This is a genomic window from Pseudomonas paraversuta, from assembly GCF_904067025.1.
GTDB classification, from domain to species: domain Bacteria; phylum Pseudomonadota; class Gammaproteobacteria; order Pseudomonadales; family Pseudomonadaceae; genus Aquipseudomonas; species Aquipseudomonas paraversuta.
Genome location: NZ_CAJFDA010000001.1, coordinates 3,532,482 through 3,556,658, shown reverse-complemented (window position 1 = coordinate 3,556,658; position 24,177 = coordinate 3,532,482). Strand labels below are relative to the sequence as shown.

General features: G+C 57.4%; 20 protein-coding genes and 4 tRNA genes. 18 read left to right on the top strand and 6 right to left on the bottom strand.

Annotated elements, in window-relative coordinates:
* Positions 1-32 precede the first annotated feature (32 nt).
* Positions 33-719: a type 1 glutamine amidotransferase domain-containing protein gene (locus tag JQ848_RS16115; protein WP_003441320.1), complete on the top strand. Its 687-nt coding sequence runs from the start codon at positions 33-35 to the stop codon at positions 717-719.
* 254 nt (positions 720-973) lie between these two features.
* On the top strand, positions 974-2,032 hold the full coding sequence (nadA, locus tag JQ848_RS16110; protein ID WP_003441323.1) for a quinolinate synthase NadA: 1,059 nt from the start codon (positions 974-976) through the stop codon (positions 2,030-2,032).
* A 117-nt stretch (positions 2,033-2,149) separates the two neighbouring features.
* On the opposite strand, the gene JQ848_RS16105 is transcribed toward nadA, so the two are convergent.
* Entirely contained in the window at positions 2,150-3,580 is a 1,431-nt protein-coding gene (locus JQ848_RS16105) for a M48 family metalloprotease (protein WP_003441326.1), read from the bottom strand.
* Positions 3,581-3,699: 119 nt separating this feature from the next.
* Here JQ848_RS16105 and JQ848_RS16100 point away from each other — a divergent pair, with 119 nt between their 5' ends.
* Positions 3,700-3,939: a sulfurtransferase TusA family protein gene (locus tag JQ848_RS16100; protein WP_003441329.1), complete on the top strand. Its 240-nt coding sequence runs from the start codon at positions 3,700-3,702 to the stop codon at positions 3,937-3,939.
* A 28-nt stretch (positions 3,940-3,967) separates the two neighbouring features.
* On the top strand, positions 3,968-5,038 hold the full coding sequence (locus JQ848_RS16095; RefSeq protein ID WP_003441333.1) for an AI-2E family transporter: 1,071 nt from the start codon (positions 3,968-3,970) through the stop codon (positions 5,036-5,038).
* 68 nt (positions 5,039-5,106) lie between these two features.
* On the opposite strand, the gene acnB is transcribed toward JQ848_RS16095, so the two are convergent.
* Positions 5,107-7,707, bottom strand: coding sequence for a bifunctional aconitate hydratase 2/2-methylisocitrate dehydratase (gene acnB, locus JQ848_RS16090; RefSeq protein ID WP_003441336.1), 2,601 nt, complete (start codon positions 7,705-7,707; stop codon positions 5,107-5,109).
* 405 nt (positions 7,708-8,112) lie between these two features.
* Here acnB and JQ848_RS16085 point away from each other — a divergent pair, with 405 nt between their 5' ends.
* Entirely contained in the window at positions 8,113-8,580 is a 468-nt protein-coding gene (locus JQ848_RS16085; RefSeq protein ID WP_003441338.1) for a DUF1289 domain-containing protein, read from the top strand.
* Between the two features lie 69 nt (positions 8,581-8,649).
* On the opposite strand, the gene JQ848_RS16080 is transcribed toward JQ848_RS16085, so the two are convergent.
* Complete coding sequence (locus tag JQ848_RS16080) at positions 8,650-9,513, bottom strand: universal stress protein (RefSeq protein ID WP_003441340.1); 864 nt, start codon at positions 9,511-9,513, stop codon at positions 8,650-8,652.
* A 221-nt stretch (positions 9,514-9,734) separates the two neighbouring features.
* On the opposite strand from JQ848_RS16080, the gene JQ848_RS16075 reads away from it, so the two are divergent.
* From JQ848_RS16075 to JQ848_RS16055, 5 genes are all read left to right on the top strand, one after another.
* Complete coding sequence (locus tag JQ848_RS16075; RefSeq protein WP_003441343.1) at positions 9,735-10,343, top strand: MiaE family protein; 609 nt, start codon at positions 9,735-9,737, stop codon at positions 10,341-10,343.
* Between the two features lie 126 nt (positions 10,344-10,469).
* Positions 10,470-10,943 carry a MarR family winged helix-turn-helix transcriptional regulator gene (locus tag JQ848_RS16070; RefSeq protein ID WP_003441345.1) on the top strand — a complete coding sequence of 158 codons (474 nt, stop codon included), beginning with the start codon at positions 10,470-10,472 and terminating at the stop codon, positions 10,941-10,943.
* Entirely contained in the window at positions 10,940-12,409 is a 1,470-nt protein-coding gene (locus tag JQ848_RS16065; protein ID WP_010655841.1) for an efflux transporter outer membrane subunit, read from the top strand. The genes JQ848_RS16070 and JQ848_RS16065 overlap by 4 nt, the downstream gene beginning before the upstream one ends.
* 15 nt (positions 12,410-12,424) lie before the next feature.
* Positions 12,425-13,630 carry an HlyD family secretion protein gene (locus tag JQ848_RS16060; protein WP_003441348.1) on the top strand — a complete coding sequence of 402 codons (1,206 nt, stop codon included), beginning with the start codon at positions 12,425-12,427 and terminating at the stop codon, positions 13,628-13,630.
* 63 nt (positions 13,631-13,693) lie between these two features.
* Positions 13,694-15,223 (top strand): DHA2 family efflux MFS transporter permease subunit, encoded by a 1,530-nt coding sequence (locus JQ848_RS16055; protein WP_060781813.1) that lies wholly within the window; start codon positions 13,694-13,696, stop codon positions 15,221-15,223.
* Positions 15,224-15,330: 107 nt separating this feature from the next.
* Here JQ848_RS16055 and lpxH read toward each other — a convergent pair whose 3' ends face one another.
* Together lpxH and JQ848_RS16045 are read right to left on the bottom strand one after the other, a co-directional pair.
* Positions 15,331-16,083 carry a UDP-2,3-diacylglucosamine diphosphatase gene (gene lpxH / locus JQ848_RS16050; protein WP_003441352.1) on the bottom strand — a complete coding sequence of 251 codons (753 nt, stop codon included), beginning with the start codon at positions 16,081-16,083 and terminating at the stop codon, positions 15,331-15,333.
* Positions 16,080-16,583, bottom strand: coding sequence for a peptidylprolyl isomerase (locus JQ848_RS16045; RefSeq protein WP_003441354.1), 504 nt, complete (start codon positions 16,581-16,583; stop codon positions 16,080-16,082). Before JQ848_RS16045 ends, lpxH begins: the two co-directional genes overlap by 4 nt.
* A 279-nt stretch (positions 16,584-16,862) precedes the next feature.
* Here JQ848_RS16045 and JQ848_RS16040 point away from each other — a divergent pair, with 279 nt between their 5' ends.
* Positions 16,863-18,560, top strand: a complete 1,698-nt coding sequence (locus JQ848_RS16040; protein WP_127196572.1) for a glutamine--tRNA ligase/YqeY domain fusion protein — start codon at positions 16,863-16,865, stop codon at positions 18,558-18,560.
* A 21-nt stretch (positions 18,561-18,581) separates the two neighbouring features.
* Positions 18,582-19,964, top strand: a complete 1,383-nt coding sequence (cysS, locus tag JQ848_RS16035; RefSeq protein ID WP_202210939.1) for a cysteine--tRNA ligase — start codon at positions 18,582-18,584, stop codon at positions 19,962-19,964.
* A gap of 115 nt (positions 19,965-20,079) precedes the next feature.
* Here the strand turns inward: cysS and folD are convergent, their stop codons facing one another.
* On the bottom strand, positions 20,080-20,934 hold the full coding sequence (gene folD, locus JQ848_RS16030) for a bifunctional methylenetetrahydrofolate dehydrogenase/methenyltetrahydrofolate cyclohydrolase FolD (RefSeq protein WP_003441360.1): 855 nt from the start codon (positions 20,932-20,934) through the stop codon (positions 20,080-20,082).
* Positions 20,935-21,214: 280 nt separating this feature from the next.
* Here folD and JQ848_RS16025 point away from each other — a divergent pair.
* From JQ848_RS16025 to clpP, 6 genes are all read left to right on the top strand, one after another.
* Positions 21,215-21,291, top strand: a tRNA-Arg gene (locus JQ848_RS16025).
* A 41-nt stretch (positions 21,292-21,332) separates the two neighbouring features.
* Positions 21,333-21,408: transfer RNA gene (locus JQ848_RS16020), tRNA-His, on the top strand.
* Positions 21,409-21,463: 55 nt separating this feature from the next.
* Positions 21,464-21,548, top strand: a tRNA-Leu gene (locus JQ848_RS16015).
* A 135-nt stretch (positions 21,549-21,683) separates the two neighbouring features.
* Positions 21,684-21,759 (top strand) — tRNA-His (locus JQ848_RS16010).
* A 370-nt stretch (positions 21,760-22,129) separates the two neighbouring features.
* Positions 22,130-23,440 (top strand): trigger factor, encoded by a 1,311-nt coding sequence (gene tig / locus JQ848_RS16005; RefSeq protein ID WP_003441361.1) that lies wholly within the window; start codon positions 22,130-22,132, stop codon positions 23,438-23,440.
* A 91-nt stretch (positions 23,441-23,531) separates the two neighbouring features.
* Positions 23,532-24,173: an ATP-dependent Clp endopeptidase proteolytic subunit ClpP gene (gene clpP / locus JQ848_RS16000; RefSeq protein WP_003441363.1), complete on the top strand. Its 642-nt coding sequence runs from the start codon at positions 23,532-23,534 to the stop codon at positions 24,171-24,173.
* Positions 24,174-24,177 lie beyond the last annotated feature (4 nt).

Sequence of the window (24,177 nt, the reverse complement as noted above, 5' to 3'; positions counted from 1 at the left end):
TATGGGTTGTCTCTCTCAGCAGGAGGTTAACGATGAGCAAGAAAATTCTGGTGGTACTGACCAGTGTCGAAAAATACCCCGACCTCGATCGCGCCACAGGGTTGTGGCTGGGCGAGGCAGTGCATTTTGTGCACAAGGTCGAGGCCGCGGGGTATGCCGTTGACTATGTCAGTCCGCAGGGCGGTTACACGCCGATCGATCCCCACAGTCTGGCCAAGGACATGGCGTCGCAGATTGACTGGGAGTGGTATCACGACAAGGGCTTCATGAATCGCCTCGGGGCAACGCTCAAGCCGGACCAGGTCAACCCGGATGATTACGTCGCCATTTATTACACCGGCGGCCACGGGGTGATCTGGGACTATCCGGACAACCCGCAGTTGCAGGCGTTGAGTCGCCATATCTATGAGCGGGGCGGGGTGGTTTCGTCGGTTTGTCACGGTGCAGTGGGGCTGCTCAATATCCGACTGTCTGACGGCGAGTTGCTGATCAAGGGCAAAAAGCTCACCGGTTTTTCCAATGAAGAAGAGAAACTGGCAGGCCTGGCTGACGTTGTGCCGTATCTGACCGAGAGTGAGTTGATGAAGCGTGGCGCTCAGTATCTGAAGGCCGGCACGCCTTGGGCACCCTTTGCCATTGCCGACGGGCGGCTGATTACCGGGCAAAATCCTGCGTCCGGCGGTCCGGTGGCAGATCTGGTGCTGGCCGCCATCAAGTAACCCCGGCCGCTGCCAAACCTTGCGGTTGAGATAGCAGCCGTTTCAGACCGATGCCGGGCCGTCCGTCCGGCATCGCTTATCCGCCGCTCATGGCAACAATAAACTTTTGAATCCCAAGGATATTCTGTAGCCTTGTCGCGCTTCATTGCTTGTCCGTGCCTGATGACACACACATTCTCCCAGCGGGACTCGAAGGGTCCAGAGCTGGTGGTACACTCGACTTTCGCGCACTAGCGCTTGCAGGTCTTGCGAACATGACGCAAATTTCTGAACGACTTCTGGTTCAAGCCCACCTCGATGCCAGGCAGCCCAAGCCTTTGACCGAGGCTCAAGCACAGGGCCTGCGGGCACAGATCGCGGCTGAGCTTAAAGCCCGCGACGCGGTGTTGGTGGCGCATTTTTATTGTGATCCGGTCATTCAGGCCCTGGCCGAAGAAACCGGTGGTTGTGTGTCCGACTCCCTTGAGATGGCCCGTTTTGGTGCTGCCCATCCTGCCAAAACCATTCTGGTGGCCGGCGTGCGCTTTATGGGCGAGACAGCCAAAATCCTTACCCCGGAAAAACGCGTGCTGATGCCCACGCTGGAGGCGACCTGTTCGCTGGATCTGGGGTGCCCGGTTGAAGAGTTTTCGGCCTTTTGCGACAAGCATCCCGAGCGCACCGTGGTGGTTTATGCCAACACGTCGGCGGCAGTCAAGGCCCGGGCTGACTGGGTGGTGACCTCCAGCTGCGCACTGGAAATCGTCGAAAGCCTGATGGACAACGGCGAGACGATCATTTGGGGGCCGGACAAGCATCTCGGGCGTTACATTCAGCGCCAGACCGGAGCCGACATGTTGCTGTGGGACGGCGCTTGCATCGTCCACGAAGAGTTCAAGTCCAAGCAGCTGGAAGACATGAAGGCGCTGTATCCCGATGCGGCCATTCTGGTGCATCCGGAGTCACCGGAGTCGGTGATTGATCTGGCTGACGCGGTAGGTTCTACCAGCCAACTGATCGCGGCGGCGCAAAACCTGCCGAACAAAACCTTTATCGTGGCCACCGATCGCGGCATTTTTTACAAAATGCAGCAGCTGTGCCCGGACAAGGTGTTTATTGAAGCCCCTACCGCAGGTAACGGTGCCGCGTGCCGCAGTTGCGCTCACTGCCCGTGGATGGCGATGAACACCCTGGAGCGCACCCTTGAGTGCCTGCAGCAGGGGAGCAATGAGATCTTTGTCGATCCGGCGCTGGTGCCTCAGGCCATTCGTCCGCTTAAACGCATGCTGGATTTCACCCAGGCCGCGCGTTTGAAACTGGCGGGCAATGCCTGATAACGACTAAACAAACCGTAGGAGCGAGCTTGCTCGCGAGCTTTTCCCTATGTACCAACGAGGTGCTCGCGAGAATAGAGCTCGCGAGCAAGCTCGCTCCTACAGGGGTGGGGCGGGTTAGTTCATCATGTCCTTGAGCGCACGTTCCTGATCCATCAGCTCGCGCTTGCGGGCATCCAGGCGCGATGACAGCTGGAAGTTGTTGGTGAGCTTTTGTGCGAAATCCAGCTGTTGTATGGCCTGGCGGAAATCACCGACCAGAGCGAAATACTCGGCGCGGGCCTGATGCAGGCCAATGATGTTGCCCGATAACCCCCGGGTTTCGGCGACCGAGTACCACACATCCGGGTCATCCGGACGGCTCTTGAGCAATGCTTCCAGCGCCTTGTCGGCATCGGCCGGGCGGTTTTGCTTGAGCAACAGATCGACCCTGGCCTGATTGAGCGGGTAGTTGCCCGGATACAGGGTGCGCATTCGATCGACCCGTTGCTGGGCTTCCGCCAGGCGGTTGCTGTCGGTGTCCAGCTCAATCTGCGCCAGGTTGTATGTGATGTCGTTCGGTGCCTTGTCCAGCAGCGGCTTGAGGTTTTCTCGCGCTTCGTTGAACTGGCTGCCCTTGATCTGGGCTATTGCCAGGCCATAACGCGCCACATCGTTTTTCGGGTTTTCATCCAGTTGCTGGCGAAAGCGCTTGGCGGCAATACCCGGTGTTTCTTCGTAGTTGAGCTGTACGCGGGCGCGAATCAGCTGGTAGCGCAAACTGTCTTCGGTGCCACCGACCCTTGCCTGTTCGGCGCGGTTACGGGTGTCGGCGATACGCGACTCGGTCACCGGGTGAGTCAGCAGGAATTCCGGCGGTTTGGCGTCAAAGCGGTACTGGCGCATCAGGCGTTCAAACATGGTCGGCATCGAGCGCGGGTCGTAGCCGGCTTTTTCCAGATTGAGGATGCCGATGCGGTCGGCCTCTTGTTCATTTTGTCGCGAGAAGCGGCGCTGTTCCTGTAACGCGGCAGCCTGGCTCCCGGCAATGGCGGCGATCCCGGCATCGCCGGCACCAGAGGCCGCGACGATGATCCCTGCGAGCAAGGCTGCCATCATCGGCAGCTGCATGCGCTGCTGGGCTTCTACGCCCCGGGCGAAGTGGCGTTGCGACAAGTGAGCCAGTTCGTGCGCCATCACCGAGGCATATTCACCTTCGGTTTGCGCGTTGAGGAACAGGCCGCCATTGACGCCGATGATCCCCCCGGGCGCGGCAAAGGCGTTGAGCTGCGGGCTGTCGATCAGAATGAATTCCAGACGCCGGTCTTGTACCTGGCTGGTTTCGACCAGTTTGTAGACGCTGGTTTCGACGTAGTCCTTGAGCTGCGGATCGTTGAGTTGCGCCACCTGGCCGCGCAGCATGCTCAGCCAGGCGCGACCCAGTTGGTATTCTTGTTGGGGGGAGACGATGGACGAACTGGCGTCACCCAGAGACGGTAAATCGTCGGCAAAACTCGGTGATGCGAGCAGGCAAGCGAGCGTCAATAGGGTCGGGCGCAGAAAAGTCATGCACAAAGCTCTGGTCGGTAAAGCGCTTACTGTAGCCGCACACGTGTCTGGCGACCAGTAGCGGGTCCGCTTGGGGTATTCTAACCGGCCGCAAAATGCCGACTCTGAAGGAGCACGTAATGACTGATGCGTTGGCGCATGATGCGCTGGTGGATGCCAGTGGCCTGAACTGCCCGTTGCCTCTGCTCAAGGCCAAGCTGGAGCTTAATCGCCTGGTCAGTGGTCAGACCCTCAAAGTGATCGCCACGGACGCCGGTTCGCAGCGAGATTTTCGGACCTTTGCACGTTTGGCAGGCCATGAACTGCTGCGTGAAGAGAATGATGCCGGCACCTATTGCTACTGGTTACGCAAGGCCTGAGATGCGGGCCTTCTTCTAAGGAATATCGATGTTCAAAGTGTTGCGTGATTGGGTTCAGCGCTATTTCTCTGATGAAGAGGCGGTGGTGCTGGCGGTGTTGCTGGTGCTGGCCTTTACCGCCGTGCTGACCTTGGGCGGCATGCTGGCGCCGGTACTGGCAGGCATGGTGCTGGCGTACCTGATGCAGGGGCTGGTGGTGGCTCTGGAGCGGCTGCGGGTGCCGGCTGCCGCAGCGGTCGGCTTGGTATTTGCGCTGTTCATGGGGTTACTGCTGGTGTTTATCGTAGTGGTGCTGCCGTTGCTCTGGCATCAGTTGATCACGCTGTTCAACGAGCTGCCGGGCATGCTGGCCAAGTGGCAGTCACTGTTGTTGCTGTTGCCGGAGCGCTATCCCCATCTGGTGTCGGATGAGCAAGTGCTGCAGGCCATTGAAGTCGCCCGCGGTGAAATCGGCAAATTCGGGCAGCTGGCACTGACCTTTTCCCTGTCCAGTTTGCCGTTGTTGGTCAACATCATGATCTATCTGGTGCTGGTGCCGATTCTGGTGTTCTTCTTCCTTAAAGACCGGGCGCTGATCGGCCGTTGGGTGCGTGGTTATTTGCCTCGTGAGCGGGCGTTGATTACCCGTGTCGCACAAGAAATGAACCGCCAGATTGCCAATTACATTCGCGGCAAAGTCATCGAGATCATTATTTGCGGCGGTGTGACCTACATCGCATTTGTCACCATGGGCCTGAACTACGCGGCGCTGCTGGCGCTGTTGGTGGGCGTTTCGGTGGTGGTGCCGTATGTGGGGGCAGTGGTGGTGACGGTTCCGGTGCTGCTGATTGCGCTGTTTCAGTGGGGCTGGAGTGACCAGTTCATCTATCTGATGGCGGTCTACGGCATCATTCAGACCCTGGATGGCAATGTGCTGGTGCCCTTGCTGTTCTCCGAGGCAGTGAGCTTGCACCCGGTGGCAATCATTTGCGCGGTGCTGTTGTTTGGCGGGTTGTGGGGGTTCTGGGGGGTGTTCTTCGCGATACCGCTGGCGACCCTGTTCAAGGCCGTACTGGATGCCTGGCCGCGGGAGCAGCAAATCGTCGCACCACTGCTTTAGAGCTTTTACCCCGCACATAAAAAAGCCCCGGCTCACAAGAGCCGGGGCTTTTTCGTTACTGCATCAGCTTACGCTTGAATAACCGGGATATTGGCAGTGGCTGCCGCTTCACGGAATTCGGCGATCTGATCAAAGCTCAGGTAGCGGTACACGTCCGCCGCCATGGTGTTGATCTCTGCCGCGTAGACCATGTATTCCTCTACGGTAGGCAGGCGACCCAGGATCGAGGCTACCGACGCCAACTCGGCCGAAGCCAGGTAAACGTTCGCGCCGTCGCCCAGACGGTTCGGGAAGTTACGGGTCGAAGTCGATACCACGGTGGAGTTCGGTTCAACCCGTGCCTGGTTACCCATGCACAGCGAGCAACCTGGCATTTCCATGCGCGCGCCGGCTTTGCCGAAGATGCCGTAGTAGCCTTCTTCGGTCAGCTGGTGAGCGTCCATCTTGGTCGGCGGCGACAGCCACAGACGGGTTGGCAGCTGACCCTTGACCTTGTCCAGCAACTTGCCCGCAGCGCGGAAGTGGCCGATGTTGGTCATGCACGAACCGATGAACACTTCGTCGATTTTCTCGCCGGCAACGCTGGACAACAGGCGTGCATCATCCGGGTCGTTTGGCGCGCAGAGCACAGGCTCCTTGATATCAGCCAGATCGATTTCGATGACTTCAGCGTATTCGGCGTCAGCATCGGCTTCCATCAGCTCAGGGTTGGCAACCCAGGCTTCCATCGCTTGAGCACGACGCTCAAGGGTACGGGCGTCGCCGTAACCTTCACCGATCATCCAGCGCAGCAGGGTGATGTTGGAGTTCAGGTATTCGGTGATGGATTCTTTGGACAGCTTGATGGTGCAGCCAGCAGCCGAACGTTCTGCCGAGGCGTCGGACAGTTCGAACGCTTGCTCGATGCTCAGGTTGTCCAGGCCTTCGATTTCCAGGATGCGACCGGAGAATTCGTTGACCTTGCCTTTTTTCTCTACCGTCAGCAGACCCTTCTGGATAGCGACGTAAGGAATGGCATGAACCAGGTCACGCAGGGTGATGCCTGGCTGCATTTCGCCTTTGAAGCGAACCAGAATCGATTCCGGCATATCCAGTGGCATTACGCCAGTGGCTGCGGCAAAGGCCACCAGGCCGGAACCGGCCGGGAACGAAATGCCCATCGGGAAACGGGTGTGGGAGTCGCCGCCAGTGCCGACGGTATCCGGCAGCAGCATACGGTTCAGCCAGCTGTGGATGATGCCGTCGCCCGGACGCAGGGAAACACCGCCGCGGGTCATCATGAAGTCTGGCAGGGTGTGGTGCGTGGTCACGTCGATCGGCTTTGGATAGGCCGCGGTGTGGCAGAACGACTGCATGACCAGATCGGCCGAGAAGCCCAGGCACGCCAGGTCTTTCAGTTCGTCACGGGTCATTGGACCGGTGGTGTCCTGAGAACCTACGGTGGTCATCTTCGGTTCGCAGTAAGTGCCCGGGCGAACGCCGGTCACGCCGCAAGCCTTGCCGACCATTTTTTGCGCCAGGGTGAAACCCTTGGTGCTTTCAACAGGCGCTTCCGGCTTTTTGAACAGGTCGGATGGACCCAGACCCAGTTCGGCGCGGGCCTTCTCGGTCAGGCCACGGCCGATGATCAACGGGATACGGCCGCCAGCGCGAACTTCGTCCAGCAGAACCGGGGTCTTCATTTCGAAGGTGGTGATGACTTCGTCGGTACCGTGTTTGCAAACCTTGCCGGCGTGCGGGTACAGGTCGATCACGTCGCCCATGTTGATGTTGCTGACATCGAATTCGATTGGCAGTGCGCCAGCATCTTCCATGGTGTTGTAGAAGATCGGAGCGATTTTGCTGCCGAAGCAGAAACCACCGGCACGCTTGTTCGGCACGTAAGGAACGTCGTCGCCGAAGAACCAGAGTACGGAGTTGGTTGCCGATTTACGCGAAGAACCGGTACCGACTACGTCGCCGACGTAAGCGATAGGGAAGCCGGCGTTACGCATTTCTTCAATTTGCTTCATCGGACCGATGGAGCCCTGCACGTCCGGCACGATGCCGTCGCGAGCCATTTTCAGCATGGCCAGGGCGTGCAGCGGGATATCAGGGCGTGACCAGGCGTCCGGTGCCGGCGACAGGTCGTCGGTGTTGGTTTCGCCGGTAACCTTGAATACGCGCAGGCTGATTTTGTCAGCCAGGGTAGGGCGGTTCTTGAACCACTCGCCGTCAGCCCAGGACTGCACCACGGCTTTGGCGTGGACATTGCCGTTTTTGGCTTTTTCAGCGACGTCGTGGAAGGCGTCAAACATCAGCAGGGTGTGCTTGAGTTGCTCGGCGGCAACCGGTGCCAGCTCTGCATCGTCCAGCATCTCGACCAGAGTCACGATGTTGTAGCCGCCTTGCATGGTGCCGAGCAGTTCAACAGCGCGTTTTTTGTCGATCAGCGGGGAAGTCGCTTCACCTTTGGCGATGGCGGACAGGAAGCCGGCCTTCACGTAGGCGGCTTCGTCAACACCAGGTGGAATACGGTTGGTGATCAGGTCGACGAGGAATGCTTCTTCGCCTGCAGGCGGGTTTTTCAGCAGCTCGACCAGGCCTGCGGTTTGTTCGGCGTTAAGCGGCTGGGGAACGATACCCAGGGCTGCACGCTCTTCGATATGTTTGCGGTAGGCTTCAAGCACAGTTATTACCCTCATCATTGGTCCCAAATGGGTGTCCGGGACGCTCATCCAGGAATGCCGAGCACCCATGCGCTGCGGGGCTTTTTGAGCCGCTTAGCCAGAGTTCAAGGATTCCCAACAGAAGCTGTTTTCAAAGTTTTACGCCTTCCGAACGGGGAGGGTGATGAATGTTGATGCGGGCATTTGCAGTGCAAACACCCCACACCAACACCGTTCTTCGGGATCAACTGTGCTCGTGACGCTTTGAAAACAGCTTCTAACGGACATTGGCGCCTTAAAAGGCAGGCCGATTCTACGGTAAAAAATTGTTAAAGGTAAGTTAGCCCCTGAAGGTTGAGGGGTGATCTGCGTTAGACAAAGGGCTAACATGTGCACCTGTTTCGCTCTGCAGTGCTCTATTTCGCCATGTCCAATCAAACCATCAAGACTCCCTGCATCGGCCTCTGCTCTACGGTTTACGGCGACCTTGTGTGCCGCGGTTGCAAGCGTTTCCATCACGAAGTGATCAACTGGAACGGCTATGACGAACAGGCCAAACGTGCGGTCTGGCTACGTCTTGAGCAACTGTTGGTGCAGGTGATGACGGGCAAGGTGGAGGTTTTCGACCCGGCTGCGTTGCGCGCTCAGCTGGTGGCCCGCAAGATCCGTTTTGTGCCGCATCAGTCGGAATATTGCTGGGCCTACCAGTTGATTGCCCGGGGGGCGCGGGTGATCAATCAGCTGGAGATGTACGGCATGGTGCTGTTGCCGGAGTTTCGTGACTGGGGTCTGCCCGAGTTGCGCGACGCCATTGATCGGGAATTCTTCCTGCTTTCCGAAGCGCACTACGAGCGCTATATCGCGCCCGGCTTTCTCAAGGATGCGATCTTGTAGGTGCTGGCCTGCCAGCGATGCAGCCATCGCCGGCAGGCTCCTGCAGTGGTGAGGTTGTAGCCATAAGGATCAGGCCTTGGCCGCTTTTTGCTCCAGGTGCTGGATGATGTCATCGGGCTTGAGCACCAGAATGTCGCATTCAAGCTTGTCGATCACCACTTCTGCGGTATTGCCGATCAGCGCCCCGGACAGTCCGGTACGGGCTACGGTGCCGATGACTGTTACCACGGCATCCAGCTTTTTGGCGACCTGTTGAATGATGATGTCCGCCGGCCCTTCATTGATGTGCAGGCGACTGTCGTCGATTTCGTACTGGTTCTGGAACTCTTTGCAGGCCGCTCTGTAGCTGGCTTCGTACTGGGTGTCCACGGGGTAGACCGCATCGACTGCTGCCAGCATGGGTGCTGGATGGGCGCTGACCACGTGCAGCTGGCCGTGGGCGAGGCTGGCGACACGAAAACCCTGGTCTATAATGGTTTTGTGCAAAACCATGTGTTCGTCATCGCTGCAGCCCACATCCACTGCCGCCAGCACCACGCCGCCGCTCCAGCTTCTGGCGTGTTTGACCATCAATACCGGGCACGGGCAATCGCGCAGCAATTTCCAGTCTTCCGGCGTGAGCAGCAGTTTTTTCAGCATGGAATCGGGAGCGTGCTGCTTGATCACCAGCGCACAACCCCTGGCTTGCTGCTCCTTGATGATGGTGGTGTGCTGGTTTTCGTACCAGGTCTGGTTGCTCGTTACGCTGTAAGCCTCGCTCGCCAGGCTGCTTTGCAACACGCTGAGCAAGGCTGAATGGTCATTTTCCTTATCGCAAATCAACAGGTGCAAGTGCGCCTTGGTGCTGTTGGCGATTTCCTTGGCACGCTTGAGGGAGAGGCTTTCCATCAATTGGGGTTCGATGACGACCAAAAGGCTGCGTATGGTTTGCATGACCGGTAGCTCCAAATGTTTTCAGGCGATTTGAAGTCACTATAGTTGCTCGTCAGTTGTAGCCGTGTTGATACATATCAAGTCGTGCGGCTGGTGCTGCGACGCGGGGCCCGTATAATCAGCGGCCCTCGCCTCAATCCAGTCTTTGTGAGCCACATGTCAGCGATTTTTCAAAACACTGCCGGTCTGCTGTGCACCCCCCCATGTTCGGGAGCGCGCCCGTGATTCTTCCAGAAATTCATGAGTTTTTGGGCTGTCGTACCCCTGACGGCTGGATTGCGGCTGCCCTGGCGGATCAGGAAACCTTGCTGATCGACCACAAGAATTGCGAGTTCAAGGCAGCCAGCACCGCGTTGAGCCTGATCGCCAAGTACCATTCCCACGTCGATCTGATCAACATGATGTCGCGTCTGGCCCGTGAAGAACTGGTTCACCACGAGCAAGTCATGCGCCTGATGAAAAAGCGCAAGATCGAACTGCGTCAGCTCTCGGCCGGGCGCTATGCCTCAGGGCTGCGCAAGGTAGTGCGCAATCACGAACCGGTGAAGCTGGTGGATACCCTGGTGGTGGGGGCCTTTATCGAAGCGCGCAGCTGTGAGCGATTCGAAGCCCTGGTGCCGCATCTGGATGAAGAGCTCGGCAAGTTCTATTTCGGTCTGCTCAAAAGCGAAGCGCGACACTTCCAGGGCTACTTGAAACTCGCCTACCAATACGGCGATGCCAAGGATATTGCCCAGGTCATCGAACGGGTGCGGGCGGCCGAGCAGGAACTGATCGAGTCGCCGGATGTTGAGTTCCGTTTCCATAGCGGCGTTCCAGCCCAGGCATAAGCCTCCTCCCTGCGTCAGCGGCTACGCACATTCAGACAGGCAAATAGATAGCCGGCTAATAGTCGGCTTGACATTAGCTGCCTAGGCAGTAACATTTAGAAACATTACTGCCTGGGCAGCTTCCTGATGAAGCATTTCCATCCCGATACTTTTCAAAATTGCACCCTGGGTTTGCTCCTGGGGCGTACTGCCATGCTCAAAGACCGCATCATTGACCGCCACATGGAGCCTTTCGGCATCACTGCGGCGCAGTTCAAAGTGCTGATCATCATGGCCCAGTTCGACGTCGATACCCCGGCCGAACTCTGCCGCCACCTGTCACTGGACAGCGGCTCGATGACTCGCATGCTTGATCGGCTGGAGCAAAAAAACCTGCTTATACGCCAGCGATCCGAGGCTGACCGGCGTCAGGTGCGACTGGTACTCACCGATGACGGGCAAGCACTGGCGGCCTTGCTACCGCAGGTTGGCGCCGATGCCATGAACCAGTTGGCGGCTGCTATCAGCCCGCAAGAGTTACAGAGCCTGGAACAGATCCTCAAAAAAATACTGCTGGCGGCCGGTGATCCGATCACTGTCATGCGCTTGGGTGAAAAATGAGCAACAAAACGCTACGTACAGGCCTGAGCCTGGTATTTGTCTGCATGGCGTTGGCCGGTTGCGCCAGCTATAGCGGCCTGGGCACCGAGGGTGCCAGCCTTGAAGCCAAAAGCCTCAAGGCAGCGCAGACGCTCAAGGGTGTCAGCGTCACGCCTGCCGCCTGGCCGCAGAAGGACTGGTGGAAACGCCTGGGCGACGGGCAGCTCGACGGCCTGATTCAGGAAGCATTGCGCGACAGCCCTGATATGCAGATTGCCAGTGCCCGGGCTCACCAGGCGAGCGCAGCGGCCGGTGCAGCCAATGCCGCACGCATGCCGACCCTGGATGCCGAGGCGGACGTTACGCGTTCGCGCCTGGCGCGCTCCCAGGATCCGAGCGGTCGCGGCGGTGTTTATGACACGGTGCGCGACGTCAATCTGACGTTCAATTACACCTTCGATCTGTGGGGCGGTCAGCGTGATGCCTGGGAGGCCGCTCTGGGCGAAGCCCGTGCCGCCGAGGTCGACGGCCAGGCCGCGAGCCTGACTCTGGCTGCTGATGTGGCGCGGGCTTACAGCAGCCTGGGGCATGCCTACAGCGTGCGTGATCTGGCCAATGACGATCTGGCGCGTACTCGCCAAATGCTCGACTTGAGCAAGCGGCGCCTGCAAGCCGGGATTGACAGTCACTATCAATACCAGCAAACCGAAAGCCTTGAAGCCAGCTCCCAGGAGCAGGTAATCAATGCCGAAAAACAACTCAAAAGCGCCCGTATTGCGTTGGCAGTGTTGTTGGGCAAGGGGCCTGACCGGGGCATCGAGATTGCCCGGCCGAAGATTCTGGCACCCGGTGCCGTGGCGTTGCCAAGCACTTTGCCGGCCGAGCTGCTGGGTCGTCGTCCCGATCTGGTCGCTGCCCGCTGGCGGGTAGAGGCTGCCAGCAAGAACATTGCTGCCGCCAAAACGCGTTTTTATCCCAACCTCAATTTGACTGCGGCGGCGGGTACCCAGTCGTTGCTGGGGGATGCGCTGTTCGGCTCGGCCAGCCGCTTCTTCAATATTGCACCTGCGGTTTCGCTGCCGATCTTTGATGGCGGGCGCCTGCGTGCCGGTCTGGATGCTGAAGACGCCAACTACGATCTGGCCGTGGCGCAGTACAACAAGACCCTGGTGGCGGCACTCGGTGATGTCAGCGATACCCTGGAGCAGCTAAAAGCCATGGGGCTGCAAATCGGCGCGCAGCAGCGTGCGGCGGATATTGCTCAAGAGTCCTACAACACCGGGTTGCAGCGCTATGAATCGGGCGTGGGCAATTACCTTGATGTCCTCAGCATTGAGCAACAACTGCTCCAGGCCCAGCGCCAGCTGGCGGACCTGAATGCTGAGCAGATCGATCTTTCGATTCAACTGATGCAAGCCCTGGGCGGTGGCTTTGAGCCCGGCAACACGGCTGCGGCCGTTCCCACTCAAGCCTCGCTGGCAGAATAAATTTAGGTACTCGTCATGGCCACTGTGCAAACACCGAATGAAACGCAACAAAACCAGGACGCTGGCAATCAGCGCAAACGCAAGCTCTGGCTCGGCGGGCTGGCGATTCTGGTGATCCTGGTCGCGTTGGGCGTCTGGGCCTGGCATGAGCTCTATGGTCGCTGGAGTGAGAGCACGGACGACGCCTATGTAAACGGCAATGTGGTGGAGATCACCCCGCTGGTCACCGGAACGGTGGTGAGTATTGGCGCCGATGATGGCGATCTGGTTCATGAGGGGCAGGTGCTGCTCAACTTCGACCCAAGCGATGCACTGGTTGGCCTGCAGAGTGCCGAGGCCAATCTGGCCCGCACCGTGCGTCAGGTCCGCGGCCTGTTCAGTGATGTGAACGGCATGAAGGCCCAGGTCTCGGCGCAAAAAGTCGAGGTGCAAAAAGCCCAGGACAATTACAACCGTCGTAAAAGTCTGGCCGCAGGCGGGGCGATTTCCCAGGAAGAGCTGTCCCACGCCCGGGATGATCTGGCCTCTGCCCAAAGTGCCTTGCGCAATGCCGAGCAGAAGCTCGATACCACCAGTGCACTGGTGGATAACACCACGATTGCCGATCATCCCGATGTGAAGGCTGCTGCAGCGCAGTTGCGTCAGGCCTATCTGGCGAATGCCCGCTCCACGTTGATTGCTCCTGTGACCGGTTATGTGGCCAAACGTACGGTTCAGCTGGGGCAGCGGGTTCAGCCGGGTACTGCCTTGATGGCCGTCATTCCGCTGAATCAGTTGTGGATCGATGCCAACTTCAAGGAAACCCAGTTGCACAAGATGCGCATCGGGCAGCCGGTGGACATCGAGTCGGACATCTATGGCAGTGACGTCAAGTACAGCGGCAGCATCGACAGTATCGGTGCCGGTACCGGCAGCGCATTCGCCCTCTTGCCGGCGCAAAACGCCACCGGCAACTGGATCAAGATCGTGCAGCGGGTGCCGGTGCGTATTCATATCAATGCCCAGGAGCTGGAAAAGCATCCACTGCGTGTCGGCTTGTCGACCACGGTCGATGTGAACCTGCGTGACCAGAGTGGCCCGGTGCTGGCCCAGCAGCCGCCGCAAAAAGCGTCGTTCACCACCAATGTGTACGAGCAGCAGCTGGCGGACGCCGAAGCCATGATTACGCGCTTGATTGACAGCAACAGCGCCTTGACGGGCAACACTGCGGCTCAACGCTGATTCGCCAATCCATAAGCTCTGCCGCACGGGCAGGGCTGCAGCCCGAGTTTTAAAGGATTTGCGATGAGTACAAACGCGTCTTTTTCCCCGCCCAGCTTGGTGCTTGCCACCATTGGCCTGTCGCTGGCGACCTTTATGCAGGTGCTCGATACCACCATCGCCAACGTGGCGTTGCCCACTATCTCCGGCAACCTGGGGGTGAGTTCGGAGCAGGGTACGTGGGTAATTACTTCATTTGCCGTAAGTAACGCTATTGCCTTGCCGTTGACTGGCTGGCTGAGCCGGCGCTTTGGTGAGGTGAAGCTGTTTCTGTGGGCCACGGTTCTGTTCGTGCTGGCTTCGTTCCTGTGCGGTATTTCAACCTCGATGCCTGAACTGGTGGGCTTTCGGGTGTTGCAAGGCCTGGTCGCCGGCCCCTTGTATCCCATGACCCAGACCCTGCTGATTGCGGTGTATCCGCCTGCGAAACGGGGGATGGCATTGGCATTGCTGGCGATGGTCACGGTGGTTGCGCCCATTGCGGGCCCCATATTGGGTGGCTGGATCACGGACAGTTACAGTTGGCCGTGGATCTTCTTCATTAATATCCCGATCGGCTTCTTTGCCGTGATGGTGGTTCGCCAGCAACTCAAGGCGCGTCCGGTGGTGATTACCCGTCAGCCGATGGACTATGTGGGTCTTATAACCCTGATCATTGGCGTCGGTGCGCTGCAGATAGTGCTCGACAAGGGCAATGATCTGGACTGGTTCGAATCCAATTTCATCCTTATGGGCACTGCATTGTCAGTGGTGGCGCTGGCGGCTTTTATCATTTGGGAAATGACCGACAAGCACCCCATCGTGAATTTGCGTTTATTTGCCTATCGCAACTTTCGTATCGGTACCATCGTGCTGGTATTGGGCTATGCAGGCTTCTTCGGCATCAACCTGATTTTGCCGCAATGGCTGCAGACGCAGATGGGCTATACCGCGACCTGGGCCGGTCTGGCCGTGGCACCGATCGGTATCTTGCCGGTACTGATGTCGCCGTTTGTGGGCAAGTACGCGCATAAATTCGATTTGCGCCTGTTGGCGGGGCTGGCCTTTTTGGCCATTGGCCTGAGCTGCTTTATGCGGGCCGATTTCACCAGCCAGGTGGACTTCCAGCATGTGGCACTGGTGCAGCTGTTTATGGGGATAGGTGTGGCGCTGTTCTTTATGCCGACCTTGAGCATTTTGATGTCGGATTTACCGCCACATCAGATCGCCGATGGCGCCGGGCTGGCGACGTTCCTGCGAACGCTGGGGGGGAGTTTTGCGGCATCCCTGACCACCTGGATCTGGATTCGTCGTGCTGATCAGCACCATGCCTACATGAGTGAAAGCATGAGTACCTATGACCCCATCACCCGGCACGCGCTGGAGAATCTCGGCGGGGCGAGCACCAAGGCTTACGCCCAGCTGGATCAAGTCCTGACCAGTCAGGCCTATATGCTCTCGACTGTGGACTACTTCACGTTGATGGGCTGGATGTTCATGGGGCTGATCTTGCTGGTGTGGCTGGCCAAACCGCCGTTTGCCGCGAAGGCGGGGCCGGAGGCGAGCGGACATTAATGCGGTAAAAGCCGCAAGGCTGTGGGAGCCGGCTTGCCGGCGATAATATCGCCGGGGTCTGGCTGATGCCGGGTGATGCCATCGCTGGCAAGCCGGCTCCCACCATCCTACTGTTGGCTGTGTTGCAGTAAAGGCGGGGTGGCGAAATCAAACGGCGCCAGTTGCATGCCTTGCTCATCCACCTGCAGTGCCCAGCCCTGTTTGTCCCAGTCGCCGAGCACAATGCGTTTGGCGGCATGTTCGCCGATCTGCAGCTTGTGAATGGCCGGGCGGTGAGTGTGGCCATGAATCAGCGTGCGTACGCCATGCCGGGCCATGATCAGCGGTACTTCTTCGGGGGTCACATCAACGATGTCGTTGGCTTTCATGCGGGTCTGGGCGCGGCTTTCGCTGCGTAACTTGCGCGCCAGTTTTTGCCGGGTGCCCAGTGGCAGGTGGCGTAAAATCCACATGATTACGGGGTTGCGCAGGTAGCGCCGCAGGCGCATGTAGGATTCGTCGCGGGTGCACAGGCTGTCGCCGTGCATCAGCAAGACCGGTTCGCCGTAGAAATCTACAACGCTGGGGTCTTTGATCAGGGTGCAGCCAGCCGCTTTACAAAAGGCCTGGCCAAGCAAAAAGTCGCGATTGCCGTGCATCAGAAAAATCTGCGTGCCGCTATCGCTCAGTGTTCGCAGCGCTTCACAGATAGAGCGCTGGTAGGGCGTCATTGCATCGTCGCCTATCCAGGCTTCGAAAAAATCACCCAGGATGTACAGCGCCTGAGCCGAGCGCGCACGCCCGGTCAGGAAATCCAGAAACGCCCGGGTTATGTCCGGGCGCTCCTCTTCCAGATGCAAATCTGAAATCAGCAGTATCACTCAATGATCTCTGCTTTCTCGACAATCACGTCTTCAGCCGGCACGTCTTGATGGCCCGCTTTGGAAGTGGTTTTGACACCTTTGATCTTGTCGACCACGTCCTGACCTTCAACCACTTTACCGAACACTGCATAGCCCCAGCCTTGAGCGGTCGGTGCGGTGTGGTTGAGGAAGCTGTTGTCAGCCACGTTGATGAAGAACTGGGCGGAAGCCGAATGCGGCTCCATGGTGCGAGCCATGGCCACGGTGTACTTCTCGTTCGGCAGACCGTTATCAGCTTCGTTCTTGATGCTTGGACGCTTGTCTTTCTTTTCTTTCATGCCAGGTTCGAAACCGCCGCCCTGAACCATGAAGTTACCGATTACACGGTGAAACACAGTGTTTTCGTAGTGACCGGCTTTTACGTACTCGATGAAGTTGGCGACGGTGATCGGCGCCTTTTCAGCGTTCAGCTCAATCACGATGTCGCCGTGGTTGGTAGTCAGTTTTACTTTGGACATGATTGCTATCGCTCTATCAGATGAATTCGGTGAGCTTTTTGGTCCGGCCAATTGGCTCGGAGACTAAAAGCTGGCTGGGTAGATACAGCCGCGCGGCGCAGTTTAGCGTGCCCGCACGGCATTTCGATGCTGTTTTTGCGATATGGGGGCTAAAAGGCGCTATTTCAAATGCGTTGATTGAGCGCCTGCTCTGTCAGGGACTTGACAGCATCGGCTATGATAGGCGCTTTGATTTAGTCGGCCGACCCAGGCCGCGCACCTGTTACGTTCAAGGATCCTATGAGCAAGCCCACTGTCGACCCTACTTTGAATCCTAAGGCTGGCCCTGCTGTACCGGCTAATTTCCTGCGTCCCATCGTGCAGGCGGACCTTGACTCGGGTAAATGCAAACAGATCGTGACCCGCTTCCCGCCTGAGCCCAACGGCTACCTGCACATCGGTCACGCCAAGTCCATTTGCGTGAACTTTGGGCTGGCTCAGGAATTTGGCGGCGTCACCCATTTGCGTTTTGACGACACCAACCCGGCCAAAGAAGACCAGGAATACATTGATGCGATCGAAAGTGACGTCAAGTGGCTGGGCTTTGAGTGGTCGGGTGAAGTGCGCTTTGCCTCGCAATATTTCGATCAGTTGCATGAGTGGGCGGTTTACCTGATCAAGGAAGGTAAGGCCTATGTCTGCGACCTGACACCTGAACAGGCCAAGGAATACCGTGGCAGCTTGACCGAGCCTGGCAAAAACAGCCCGTTTCGTGAGCGTAGCGTCGAAGAAAACATCGACCTGTTCGCCCGCATGAAGGCTGGCGAGTTCGAAGACGGCAAGCGTGTGTTGCGGGCCAGGATCGACATGGCTTCACCGAACATGAACCTGCGCGATCCGATCCTGTATCGCATTCGTCATGCCCATCACCATCAGACCGGTGACAAGTGGTGCATTTATCCGAACTATGACTTCACCCATGGTCAGTCGGATGCGATCGAAGGCATTACCCATTCGATCTGCACCCTGGAGTTCGAAGGTCATCGCCCTCTGTACGAATGGTTCCTCGACAACCTGCCGGTGCCGAGCAAGCCGCGTCAGTACGAGTTCTCGCGCCTGAACCTGAACTACACCATCACCAGCAAGCGCAAGCTCAAGCAACTGGTTGATGAAAAGCACGTACATGGCTGGGATGACCCGCGCATGTCGACCCTCTCGGGTTTCCGTCGTCGTGGTTACACGCCCAAATCAATCCGCAACTTCTGCGACATGGTTGGCACCAACCGCTCCGATGGCGTGGTTGACTTCGGCATGCTGGAATTCAGCATTCGTGACGATCTGGACCACAGCGCTCCGCGCGCGATGTGTGTGCTGCGTCCATTGAAGGTCATCATCACCAACTATCCGCAAGGCCAGGTCGAAAACCTGGAGCTGCCTCGCCACCCTAAAGAAGACATGGGTGTACGAGTGCTGCCATTCGCCCGTGAGATTTACATCGATCGTGACGACTTTATGGAAGAGCCGCCAAAAGGTTACAAGCGCCTTGAGCCTGCCGGTGAAGTACGCCTGCGCGGCAGCTATGTGATTCGTGCTGACGAAGCGATTAAAGACGCCGATGGCAACATCGTTGAACTGCATTGCTCGTACGATCCCGAAACGCTGGGCAAGAACCCTGAAGGCCGCAAGGTCAAGGGTGTTGTGCATTGGGTGCCGGCTGCTGCCAGTGTCGAATGCGAAGTGCGTCTGTACGATCGTCTGTTCCGCTCGCCGAACCCTGAAAAGGCTGAGGATGGTGCGGGCTTCCTGGAAAACATCAACCCGGATTCGCTGCAGGTTCTTACGGGTTGTCGTGCTGAGCCGTCGCTGGGCAACGCACAGCCGGAAGACCGTTTCCAGTTCGAGCGCGAAGGTTACTTCTGCGCAGATATCAAGGACTCGAAACCTGGCCAGCCGGTATTCAACCGTACTGTGACCTTGCGTGATTCCTGGGGTCAGTGATCAAGTTTTGAGGGAGCCATCGTGCTAACGATTTACAACACGCTCACCAAGAGCAAAGAAGTTTTCAAGCCGCTGGACGGCAACAATGTGCGCATGTACGTGTGCGGCATGACCGTGTACGACTATTGCCATCTGGGTCACGGCCGCAGCATGGTGGCTTTTGACCTGATAACACGCTGGTTGCGTTTTAGCGGTTACGATTTGACCTATGTGCGCAACATCACCGACATCGAAGACAAGATCATCAACCGTGCCCGTGAAAACGGCGAAGCGTTTGAGGTGCTCACCGCGCGCATGATCGCTGCAATGCATGAAGACGAAGCGCGACTCAATATCCGCAAGCCGGACATGGAGCCGCGTGCCACGGATTATATCCCCGGCATGCACGCGATGATCCAGACCCTGATCGACAAGGGCTATGCCTACGCCCCGGGCAACGGCGACGTGTATTACCGTGTCGCCAAGTTCATGGGCTACGGCAAGCTGTCGCGCAAGAAGATCGAAGATCTGCGTATCGGTGCACGTATTGAAGTCGACGAAGCCAAGGACGATCCGCTGGACTTCGTGTTGTGGAAGGGCGTCAAGCCGGGCGAGCCGAGCTGGGAGTCGCCGTGGGGTGCAGGTCGTCCGGGCTGGCACATCGAGTGCTCGGTGATGTCGACCTGCTGCCTGGGCGAGACCTTTGATATTCATGGTGGCGGCAGCGACCTTGAGTTTCCGCACCATGAGAACGAAATCGCCCAAAGTGAGGCGGCGACGGGTAAAACCTACGCCAATGCCTGGATGCATTGCGGGATGATTCGCATCAATGGCGAGAAGATGTCCAAATCCTTGAACAACTTCTTCACCATTCGCGACGTTCTGGAGAAATATCACCCGGAAGTGGTGCGTTACTTGTTGGTGTCCAGCCACTACCGCAGCTCGATCAATTACTCCGAAGATAACCTCAAGGACGCGAAAGCGGCTCTTGAGCGCTTTTATCACGCCCTCAAGGGGCTGCCAAAAGTGGCGCCGGCCGGTGGTGAAGCGTTCGTTGAGCGTTTTACCCAGGTGATGAACGATGACTTCGGTACTCCGGAAGCCTGCGCGGTGCTGTTCGAGATGGTTCGCGAGATCAACCGTTTGCGCGATACCGATTTGCAGGCCGCGGCTGGCCTGGCTGCGCGCTTGAAAGAATTGGCTGATGTGCTGGGTGTATTGCAGCTTGAGGCGGATGATTTCTTGCAGGCTGGCGCAGAAGGTCGGGTGGATGCGGTCCAGGTTGATGCCTTGATCGCGGCTCGTCTGGCGGCTCGTGCCGGTAAGGACTGGGCTGAATCGGACCGGATTCGTGATCAGCTCACCGCCATGGGTGTTGTGCTTGAAGATGGTAAAGGCGGTACGACCTGGCGCCTGGCTGACTAGGTTTATCGCTGTTTGAACGAAAGCCCGCCAAGTGCGGGCTTTTGTTTGTCCGGGTTTTGGCTGCACCAATAACAACGGCACCCGAAGGTGCCGTTGCTGGTATCGATGCTGGGGCTTATGCGTGCAGCGTTTCGGCGGCGTACAAAGTATTTTCCAGCAAGCAGGCGCGAGTCATCGGGCCAACGCCGCCAGGAACCGGTGTAATCCAGCCGGCGCGGGGCAGGGCGGTTTCGTAAATCACATCGCCTACCAGCTTGCCATCAGCCTGGCGGTTGATGCCGACGTCGATCACGATCGCGCCTTCCTTGATCCATTCGCCTTTGACCAGGCCCGGCTTGCCGGCAGCCACGACCACCAGATCTGCACGGCCTACGTGGCCGGCCAGGTCCTTGGTGAAACGATGGGTAACCGTTACGGTGCAGCCGGCCAGCAACAGTTCCATGGCCATCGGGCGACCAACAATGTTGGAGGCGCCAACGATTACTGCGTCCATTCCGTAAAGGTCCTGGCCGGTGCTTTCCAGCAGGGTCATGATGCCTTTAGGAGTGCAGGGGCGCAGTAGCGGGATGCGCTGGGCCAGACGGCCGACGTTGTAGGGGTGGAAACCGTCTACGTCCTTGTCCGGACGAATGCGCTCCAGCAACTTGGAGGCGTCCAGATGCTCGGGCAGTGGCAGCTGAAGCAGAATGCCGTCGATATCCGTGTCTTCATTAAGACGGTCAATCAGGTCGGTCAGTGCTTGCTGGCTAGTGTCCGAAGGCAGGTCATAGGCTTGTGAAAGAAAGCCTACCTCTTCGCAGTCTTTACGCTTGTGCGAAACATAAACCTGGGAGGCAGGATCGCTGCCGACCAGAATCACTGCCAGGCCGGGAGTGCGCAGGCCTTGCTCGTGACGCTCGGCGACACGTTTTGCAATCTGCTTGCGCAGGCTGGCGGCGATCGCTTTGCCGTCGATTAGTTGTGCAGTCATTACGCGTGATTAACCATCGTAAAGGGTGGAAAAAGGACGTGCATTCTCGCATGCCGTGACGTAAGGGCAAAGGCGCTTGGTCTGCTTATTCCCCTAACTCCTTTATATTTCTAAACTTTTTTCAAAAAAGAGTTGACGGCTTTCGGGGTCGCCTATAATATTCGTCGCACTTGTCGGGCACAGCCTAGCACTGGTTAAGAAGGTAGAGCGAAGTTGATGTCTGGCTTGGTGATACTGAAAGCACTTAGTTTGTAGTCGTCACAGAATACAGATTAACAAGGCGCCCGTAGCTCAGCTGGATAGAGCATCCGCCTTCTAAGCGGATGGTCGCAGGTTCGAGTCCTGCCGGGTGCGCCATTAGGCAGCTTTGGCACAAGTAGGGTTACAAAGGCAATATGGTGGGCGTAGCTCAGTTGGTAGAGCACGGGATTGTGACTCCCGTTGTCGAGGGTTCGATCCCCTTCGTCCACCCCATATTTAGAAAGGCGCCAGATTAATAGTCTGGCGTCTTTGCTTCAAAAGTTTGAATGCGGATGTGGTGGAATTGGTAGACACACTGGATTTAGGTTCCAGCGCCGCAAGGTGTGAGAGTTCGAGTCTCTCCGTCCGCACCAAATAAGGTTTGGCGATGCCTGAATCGGGTTCGCCAGGCTGATGAATAAAGCCGCCTAGAGCGGCTTTATTCTTTTACGAAGCTGCGCTTTGATGCGCATTCGTAGCGATGCAAATAGAGCTGTAAATGCAATATGGTGGGCGTAGCTCAGTTGGTAGAGCACGGGATTGTGACTCCCGTTGTCGAGGGTTCGATCCCCTTCGTCCACCCCATATTTAGAAAACGCCAGATTAATAATCTGGCGTTTTTTTTCGTTCCGGCTTTTTTGAAGGGGGGGCAGACGGGCGGCATTGTGTTGCTGAATGATGCCTGTCTTGCGTCCGTGTGTCGGTGCGGGTGTTGTCATGCTCTTGCTTGATGCCTTCTTCTATATATAAGGAAGGAGGCTCTGAGTTGGGGCTATGTAAGCATTTTTGTGTATTCGGGTGTTTAAGCAGATCACTGCTTGCGCTTAATAATGTGCCTGCTGTTTCTGTGCGCGATTGCGGTAGGGTGACTTCTTGAGTTTGACCCACTAGAATGCATGCCCTTGATTATGGGGTCGGAAACGGCCGGCTAATGTCTGTGCAACGAGGAATATCCATGCAAGTTTCTGTTGAAAATACTTCCGCTCTTGAGCGTCGCATGACCATTGGCGTGCCATCTGAGCGTATTGAGGCTGAAGTCAACAAGCGTCTGCAGCAGACCGCCCAAAAGGCCAAAATCCCGGGCTTCCGTCCAGGCAAGGTGCCAATGAGCGTGATTCGTCAGCGTTACGAAGCTGATGCGCGTCAAGAAGCACTGGGCAACGTGATCCAGGCTTCGTTCTATGAAGCAGTGGTTGAGCAAAAGCTGAACCCGGCTGGCGCACCTTCGGTAGAGCCTAAAGTCTTCGAAAAAGGCAAGGATCTGGAATACGTTGCGACCTTCGAAGTATTCCCTGAATTCGAAGTTACCGGTCTGGACACCATCGCTATCGAGCGCCTGAGCGCCGAAGTGGCTGATGCCGACCTGGACAAAATGCTGGACGTGCTGCGCAAGCAGAACACCCGTTTTGAGCTGACTGAGCGTGCTGCCCAGAACGAAGATCAGTTGAACATTGATTTCGTTGGCAAGGTAGATGGTGAAGAGTTCGCTGGCGGTTCCGCCAAGGGTACTCAGCTGGTTCTGGGTTCGGGCCGTATGATTCCTGGCTTCGAAGAAGGCCTGGTAGGCGCTAAAGCTGGTGAAGAACGCGTTCTGAACCTGACTTTCCCTGCTGACTATCAGAACCTGGACCTGGCTGGCAAAGCCGCCGAGTTCACCGTTACTGTCAACACTGTTTCCGAGCCTAAGCTGCCAGAGCTGAACGAAGAGTTCTTCGCCCAGTTCGGTATCAAGGAAACAGGTCTGGAAGGTTTCCGCGCCGAAGTTCGCAAGAACATGGAGCGTGAGCTGCGTCAGGCGATCAAATCCAAGGTCAAGAATCAGGTAATGGACGGTCTGTTGGCTGCCAACCCGATCGAAGTGCCAAAATCGCTGCTGTCCAACGAAGTTGATCGTCTGCGCGTTCAGGCTGTTCAGCAATTCGGTGGCAACATCAAGCCTGACCAACTGCCGGCCGAGCTGTTCGAAGAACAAGCCAATCGCCGTGTGGTTCTGGGTCTGATCGTGGCTGAAGTGGTCAAGCAATTCGACCTCAAGCCTGACGAAGATCGTGTTCGCGAAATGATTCAGGAAATGGCTTCCGCTTACCAGGAGCCTGAGCAGGTTGTTGCTTGGTACTACAAAAATGACGCGCAATTGAACGAGGTTCGTTCGGTTGTGCTGGAAGAGCAAGTTGTGGATACTGTTCTGCAGAAGGCTAAGGTGACCGATAAAGCGGTCTCTTACGAAGAAGCAGTTAAGCCGGTGGAAGCTCCACAAGCCGACTGAATTCTGACTCGTTAGAAAACACAACCATAAGCCAGCCTCGAGCTGGCTTATGCGTATTCCAGACAAGACTATTTGGGAGTGACTGCCGGACATGTCCCGCAATTCTTATATTCAGCAGAACTCTGACATTCAGGCCGCTGGCGGCCTGGTCCCGATGGTTGTTGAGCAGTCTGCCCGTGGCGAGCGCTCCTACGACATCTATTCGCGCCTCCTCAAGGAGCGGATCATCTTCCTGGTAGGCCCTGTCGAAGACTACATGGCGAACCTGGTTGCTGCGCAGCTGCTTTTCCTTGAAGCCGAAAACCCGGACAAGGACATTCATCTCTACATCAACTCCCCGGGCGGCTCGGTAACAGCAGGGATGTCGATCTACGACACCATGCAGTTCATCAAGCCAGACGTGTCGACCATCTGTATCGGTCAGGCGTGCAGCATGGGTGCTTTCCTGTTGGCCGGCGGTGCTCCGGGCAAGCGTCATTGCCTGCCTAACTCGCGGATGATGATTCACCAGCCGTTGGGCGGTTTCCAGGGGCAGGCGTCGGATATCGACATCCATGCCAAGGAAATCCTCAACATTCGTCATCGTTTGAACTCGCTGTTGGCCCACCATACCGGTCAGTCGCTCGAAACCATCGAGCGTGACACCGAACGTGACAACTTCATGAGCGCTGAGCGTGCAACCGAATACGGTTTGATCGACTCTGTGTTCAGCAAGCGTCAAATGCCCGCTTAAGTAG